General features: G+C 65.0%; 6 protein-coding genes. 3 read left to right on the forward strand and 3 right to left on the reverse strand.

What is annotated here, in order from left to right:
* The first annotated feature begins 79 nt into the window (after positions 1-79).
* The 3 genes from AC1D0Z_RS14255 (at position 80) to AC1D0Z_RS14265 (ending at position 1,662) form a co-directional block, all read left to right on the forward strand.
* Complete coding sequence (locus AC1D0Z_RS14255) at positions 80-376, forward strand: hypothetical protein (RefSeq protein ID WP_477658882.1); 297 nt, start codon at positions 80-82, stop codon at positions 374-376.
* A gap of 126 nt (positions 377-502) precedes the next feature.
* Positions 503-1,165, forward strand: coding sequence for an HAD family hydrolase (locus AC1D0Z_RS14260; RefSeq protein ID WP_477658883.1), 663 nt, complete (start codon positions 503-505; stop codon positions 1,163-1,165).
* A 113-nt stretch (positions 1,166-1,278) separates the two neighbouring features.
* Complete coding sequence (locus tag AC1D0Z_RS14265) at positions 1,279-1,662, forward strand: YciI family protein (protein WP_477658884.1); 384 nt, start codon at positions 1,279-1,281, stop codon at positions 1,660-1,662.
* A 299-nt stretch (positions 1,663-1,961) separates the two neighbouring features.
* Here the strand turns inward: AC1D0Z_RS14265 and AC1D0Z_RS14270 are convergent, their stop codons facing one another.
* The 3 genes from AC1D0Z_RS14270 to AC1D0Z_RS14280 all read right to left on the reverse strand — a co-directional run bounded on the left by AC1D0Z_RS14270 (position 1,962) and on the right by AC1D0Z_RS14280 (position 6,203).
* Positions 1,962-3,914 (reverse strand): potassium transporter Kup, encoded by a 1,953-nt coding sequence (locus AC1D0Z_RS14270; RefSeq protein WP_477658885.1) that lies wholly within the window; start codon positions 3,912-3,914, stop codon positions 1,962-1,964.
* 79 nt (positions 3,915-3,993) lie between these two features.
* The gene (locus tag AC1D0Z_RS14275; protein WP_477658886.1) at positions 3,994-4,680 is read right to left on the reverse strand and encodes a response regulator; all 687 of its coding nucleotides are present in this window, start codon (positions 4,678-4,680) and stop codon (positions 3,994-3,996) included.
* Positions 4,677-6,203, reverse strand: coding sequence for a sensor histidine kinase (locus AC1D0Z_RS14280; RefSeq protein ID WP_477658887.1), 1,527 nt, complete (start codon positions 6,201-6,203; stop codon positions 4,677-4,679). Before AC1D0Z_RS14280 ends, AC1D0Z_RS14275 begins: the two co-directional genes overlap by 4 nt.
* Positions 6,204-6,485: the final 282 nt, after the last annotated feature.

Raw genomic sequence — 6,485 nt, forward strand, 5'->3', positions numbered from 1 at the left:
ATGTCGACGGCGACATTCAATAAGGGGGAGGGCAGATGTTCAACATGTCGACGGCGACATTCAATAAGGGGGAGGGCAGATGTTCAACCAGACCGTGCGCGGCATGTATTGCCTGCGCTGCAGCAGCCGCAAGGTGGTGCGCGGCAATTTCGAAGCGGAGCGGTTCTATCCCTTGCGTGGCTTGCTGCGCTCCCTTGTCGGCAAGCCGGTGTTCTTGCGGAACCCGTATGCACATGCCTGCATGGACTGCGGCCTGGCCTGGAACGAAGTCGATGCCGCGGAGCTGCGCAAAAACCTGCGCGCTTACGGCCTGGCGCCGCACAGCACCGGCGTAATGGAGGCCGTGAACGAAACGGGTGTTGATGTCCGTTTATGAGCGCCAGCGGACTGGGCGTCAGTATTTTGCCGGTGCGATTTAACATGAGGCCTGAGTGGGTGATGTCCACCCTCGATGCGCCAGCCGTAAACCCGGCGCAGCCCCCATAGACACGAAAGCAGACAGATGAAATTCGACGCGGTGTTATTTGACTGTGATGGCGTGCTGGTCGACAGCGAGCCGATTACAAACGGCGTATTGCGCGACATGCTCGAAGAGCTCGGCTGGAAGCTCGGCTCGGCCGAGTGCATGGCGATGTTTGTCGGCAAGGCCGTCAAGGACGAGGCGGCCAACATCGAGGCCCATACCGGCAAGCCCGTGACGGAAGAGTGGATGCTGGAGTTTCGCGCCCGCCGCAACGAAGCCCTGGTTGAGTCACTGCTGGCCGTGCATGGCGCGGTCGAGGCCGTCAGCCAGATCCACACGGCCTACCAGGGCCGCATTGCCTGCGCGTCCGGCGCCGACCGGTTCAAGGTCGAGCTGCAACTGGAAAAGTGTGGGCTGATGCCTTTCTTTGAAGGCAAGGTTTTCAGCGGACACGAGACGCCGCGTTCCAAGCCTTTTCCGGATGTGTACCTGGCCGCCGCCGCGGCGCTGGGGGTAGACCCCAAGCGCTGCGCCGTGGTCGAAGACACCATCACCGGCGTCGCGGCCGGCGTGGCCGCCGGCTGCACGGTCTTTGGCTACAGCCCGCCCGAGCTGGGCCACGACGCACCCCGGGCCCTGCGCGCCGCCGGTGCGGTGCACGTGTTCATCGCCATGGCCGACCTGCCGGCGCTGGTGGCCTGAACGGCGCAATTCCGGCCGCGAATTTACCGCTGCAGTTTTTTCGCACCGGTTTGTCGATTCCGGCCCGGCCCGTTCGTCGTAGAGGTGTCAGAACCACTTTTAAGGAAAACACCATGAAATACCTCTGTCTCGCCTATTACAACCCCGTCGAATTCGCGGCCATGCCGCCCGCCGACGTACAGGCCCTGGTCAGCCAGTGCCCGCCCAAGGACGCCCAGCTCAAGGCCACCGGCCAGCTGCGCGTCAGCGCCTCGCTGGGCGAGCCCGAAACGACCATCCGCCTGCAGCCGCGCGGCGGAAAGACGCAAAAAATTGACGGCCCGTTCACGGAGGCCAAAGAGCTGGTCGGCGGGTTTTTCATCATCGAGGCCGCCAACGCCGAAGAGGCGGTGAAAGCCGCCTCGCTGCACCCGGCGGCCACACTGGGCGAACAGGCCAGCTGGCGCATCGACATGCACCCCATCGGCTTCTTTGAGCAGTACGACGGCAAGGCTTGAGGCGGCTGGCTGGCGCATGGCCGGCTATTTTGATGCCATTTTCAGGTGCCAAAATGGCCTCCAGGCCAATAAGGACGTGCGCAAGCAGCTATTGTTTTAATAGCGGCCTTGCGCAGCCCAAACAGGCTTGGACCGGCTTGAACCTGCCGGGAAAGCGCCAGAACCGGCAAAAACAGCTGTTTTCGGGTGCCAAAACTGCCTCTGGCCCAATAGGGGCGTGCGCGAGCAGCTATTAAATTGATAGTGACGTCCATCGCTTACGCAGGCCGCCGGCCTGCTACGCGGGCGGAGCAAACCCCTCAAATCTGCACCCGCGTCCCCAGCTCGATCACGCAGTTGTTGGGCAGCCTGAAAAACCCCGCCACGCTGCCTGCGTTGCGCGACATCAGCGCAAACAGCGCCTCGCGCCAGTGCGCCATGCCCGAGCCGCGCGTGGGCACCACGATTTCGCGGCTCAGAAAGTACGAGGTCTCGAACAGGTTGATGGCCAGGCCCTGGGCCTTGCACAGCGCCAGCGCTTTCGGAATGTCGGGCGTGTTCTTGAAGCCGTAGTTCACCTCTACCCGCCAGAAGCCGGGCGCCAGCGGCTGCACCTGCACGCGCTCGGCAAACGGAATCCATGGCACGTCATGAAACACCACCGTCAGGATCAGGTTGCGCTCATGCAGCACCTGGTTGTGCTTGAGGTTGTGCATCAGCGCTTGCGGCACCGTGTCGGGGTTGGCCACCGCGTACACCGCGGTGCGCTGCACGCGATGCACACGGTCATCGCTGTCGGCCGACAGGGCCGTCACAAAGGGCAACAGCTCCGGGTCGTCGTGGCGGATGCTCTCCACCAGCAACTCGCGCCCGCGCCGCCACGTTGCCATCACGGTGAAGATCGCCACGCCCAGCACCAGCGGAAACCAGCCGCCCTGCATGAACTTCAGCATGCACGACACCACCAGCAGCAGGTCAACCGCCACAAAAGTCACCGTGGCCGCAATCGCCAGCGGCAAGGGGTAACGCCAGCCCTGGCGTATGACAAAGAAGGTCAGCAAGGTCGTGATCAGCATGGTGATCGTCACTGCAATGCCGTAGGCTGCCGCCATCGCCGACGAGCTGCCAAAGCCGAGCACGGTGGCCAGCACGGCGGCCAGCAGCAGCCAGTTCACACCCGGCATGTAGATTTGCCCTGCTTCGCGCGCCGAGGTGTGCAGCACGCTCATGCGCGGCAACAGGCCCAGCTGTATGGCCTGCCGAGTCATTGAATAAGCACCCGAAATGACAGCCTGCGAGGCAATCACCGTGGCCAGCGTGGCCAGCACCACGGCCGGGATCAGCCAGGCCTCGGCAAACAGGCGATAAAAAGGGTTCTCCAGCGCAGCCGGGTCGCGCGTCAGCAGCGCGCCCTGGCCCATGTAATTGATGGCCAGCGCCGGCAGCACCAGGCCTCCCCACGCAAACTGGATGGGCCGCTTGCCGAAGTGGCCCATGTCGGCGTACAGCGCTTCAGCGCCGGTAAAGGCCAGCACAATGGCGCCCACCGCCACAAACATGTGCCAGCCCTGCGCGCTTAAAAAGCGCAGCGCATTCAGCGGGTTCAGCGCGGCCAGTATGGCGGGCTGCTGCGCAATCTCAATCGCGCCGGTAAAGGCCAGCACGCCAAACCACAGCACGATGACCGGGCCAAACAGCTTGCCCACCAGGCCGGTGCCGAAACGCTGCACCGCAAACAGCCCCACCAGCACCGCCATRCACACCGGCAGCACATAGGGCTTGAGCGCGGGCGTCACCACCTCCAGGCCTTCGACCGCGCTGAGCACCGAGATCGCCGGCGTGATGACGCTGTCGCCGTAAAACAGCGCCGCGCCCAGCACGCCCGTCAGCAGCAGCGCCGTGCGCGCCTTCGGGTTGTGGCCCGCCRCCTTGGCCGCCAGCGCGGTCAGCGCCATGATGCCGCCTTCGCCGTTGTTGTCGGCCCGCAAGATCAGCAGGATGTATTTGAGCGTGACGATCATCATCAGGCCCCAGAAGATCACCGACACCGCGCCTATGAGGTGCTGTGCATCCAGCGGCACGCCCGTGGCCGGGCTGAAGATTTCCTTCATGGTGTAGAGCGGGCTGGTGCCGATGTCACCATACACCACCCCCAGCGCGCCCAGCGTCAGCGCCGCCACGCCTTCGCGATGGCCTTTTTTACGTGTGTCGTTGTTGGCTGCAGTGGCCTGGCCCTCTGCAGCAGCATTCGCAGTCGTTGCGACATTTCCCATACATTCCATCCGACAGTGAAGAGGCCTTCACTGTCGGCCGATGCGCATCAGGAACGCATAAGTAGTCCGGCTAACGCAATCAATCCGCCGCCAAGCGGTAGCCCACGCCGGTCTCGGTCAGCAAATGCCGCGGCTCGGCCGGCTCCTGCTCAATCTTGGCGCGCAGCTGCGCCATGTACAGCCGCAGGTAGTGCACGTGCTCGGTGTACTCCGGCCCCCACACGTCGGCCAGCAGCTGCCGGTGCGTCACCACCCGGCCCGCGCTGCGCACCAGCCGTGCCAGCAGCTTGAACTCGGTGGGCGTCAGGTGCAGCGTCTCACCGTGCAGCTGCACGGTGCGCAGCGTCAGGTCCACACGCAGGCCGTCCAGCTCGTGCACCGTCACGGCGGCGGCCAGGGCCGTGCCGCGGTGGCGCAGCGCCACGCGTATGCGCGCCAGCAGCTCGCTCACGCTGAAAGGCTTGGTCAGGTAGTCGTCGGCGCCGGCGTCCAGCAGCTTGATTTTCTGCGCCTCCTGGTGGCGGGCCGACACCACGAGGATGGGCAGCGAATGCTTGCGCCGCACCTCCTGCACCAGCTCCGCGCCGTCACCGTCAGGCAGGCCCAGGTCCAGCAAGATCACGTCAGGCGGGTCGTTGCGCACCAGCGCCGCGGCTTCGCTCAGCGACACGGCTGTCTGTACGTCAAACCCTTCCACCGACAGCGAGGCGCGCATCAGTTCGCGCAGGTCGCGGTCGTCTTCCACCACCAGGATGCGCAGGCTCATGGCTGCATACCGGCGGGTTGCTGGGCCTCGATGGGCAGCGTCAGGGTAAAGACATTGCCTTCAACCGATTCCCCCACATCACGGCGCGACGATAAGGTGAGCCGGCCCTGGTGCGCCTCTGCAATGGCGCGGCACAGCGCCAGGCCCAGGCCCGCGCCGCGCGGGCCAGACTGGTCACCGCGCGCATAAGGCGCAAAGATGGCCTCGTACCTGTCTTTTGCAATTTGCGGCCCGCTGTCCTTTACCGCCAGCCGCAGCGTGTTGCCCTGGGCCTCCACCGACAGCGCAATCGCCCCAGTGCTGTACTTCAGCGCGTTGTCCAGCAGGTTGTCGACCAGCTGCGCCAACAGCACCGGGTCGGCCTTGATCAGCGGCAGCCCGGCCTGCACGGTGGAGGTAATGCGGCGCTGCGGGTCGCGCTTGCGCACACGTGCCAGCACAGCGCCCACAATTTCTTCGGGTGATTCCCATTGCCGCGCCGGCGGCTGCGCCGTGTTGGACAACTGCACCAGCTGCAGCGTGTTCTCCGTCACGGTTGAAAGATAAGAAGCCTCACTCACAATGCTGCCCAGCAGCCGCGCCTGCTCGGCAGGGGACAGCTTGTCGCCCTGCGTTTGCAGCGCCGAAGCCGCACCCACCACGGTCGCCAGCGGCGTGCGCAGGTCATGTGAAATGGCCGCCAGAAAAGTGCTTTGCACCTGCTGGCGTTGCGCTTCGCCCTGCGCCGCCTGCATCGACTGGCTGAGCCGCAGCCGCCACAGTGCCTGGCCCAGTAGCGCGCACAGCGCCTCGGCATGTTCGCGCCCGCCGGTGTCGTGCGCCGGTGCAGGCTCTACCCGCGCGGCGCCGTGCATCTGCGCCTTGTCGCCCAAGGGCAGGTACCAGGCGTTCAGCCCCGGCCAGCGCCCGGTGCCGGGGCCCAGCGTGGCCGCTTCGCGCATGCAGCATTTCATGCCGTCCAGCACCGAAGGCTCCAGCACCGCCGCGTTCGAGAGCTCGCCCGCGGCGTCCAGCGTGCCCAGCAGGCAGGGGCCTGCAAAGGCCTCGTCCAGTGCGGCCTGGCCCAGGGCTGCAATGTCGTGTGCCGTTGCCGCGGTCGAAAGCTGCGTGGCCAGGCCCTGCAGCTGGCGCGCGCGCTGTTCGTTCAGCTGCGCCACGGCCGTCTCGCGCCGCAGCCGCGCAGACAGGTGGCTGATGGCCAGCGCCACCAGCAGCATGCTGAAGAGCGCAATCAGGTGTTCCTGGTTTTCGACCTCAAAGGTAAAGCGCGGCGGCACAAAAAAGAAGTTCAGCGCTGTCACTGCCACCAGCGCCGAGGCCACAGATTCCTTCCAGCCCATGGTGTAAGACACCACCACCACGACCAGCACATACAGCATGGCCTGGCTGGCAATCGTCACCTGCCTGTCCAGCAGCAGCCCGCCACCGGTGGCGGCCGCCAGCAGCGCCGCCACGATGGCCCAGCGGCGTAAATAGGCACCCGTGGCGGGGGTGGCAGGGGTAGATTCAGCGGCTTTCGTCATCAGAAGGCCAGCGTACCATCGGCCGCATCAGGATTGCATCAGGAAGGCTTGGCGGGTGTCGCGGCTGCCCTAGGCGCGCCCAGGGGCATCAAAACCCCTCACATTCTTGATCTGTATCAACTTTTACCTATAAAAAGTGCCTGCAGCCCAATAAGGACGAGCGCGAGCAGCTATCAAATAAATAGCATGCAGCACACCCGGAGCGCCCGCCGCACGGCCCTCCCACGCCGCTCGCACTCCTTACAGCCTCCCGCCGCCACCCATAACCCCACTGCCAAAATC

It is taken from the genome of Polaromonas sp. P1_E3, assembly GCF_056405935.1.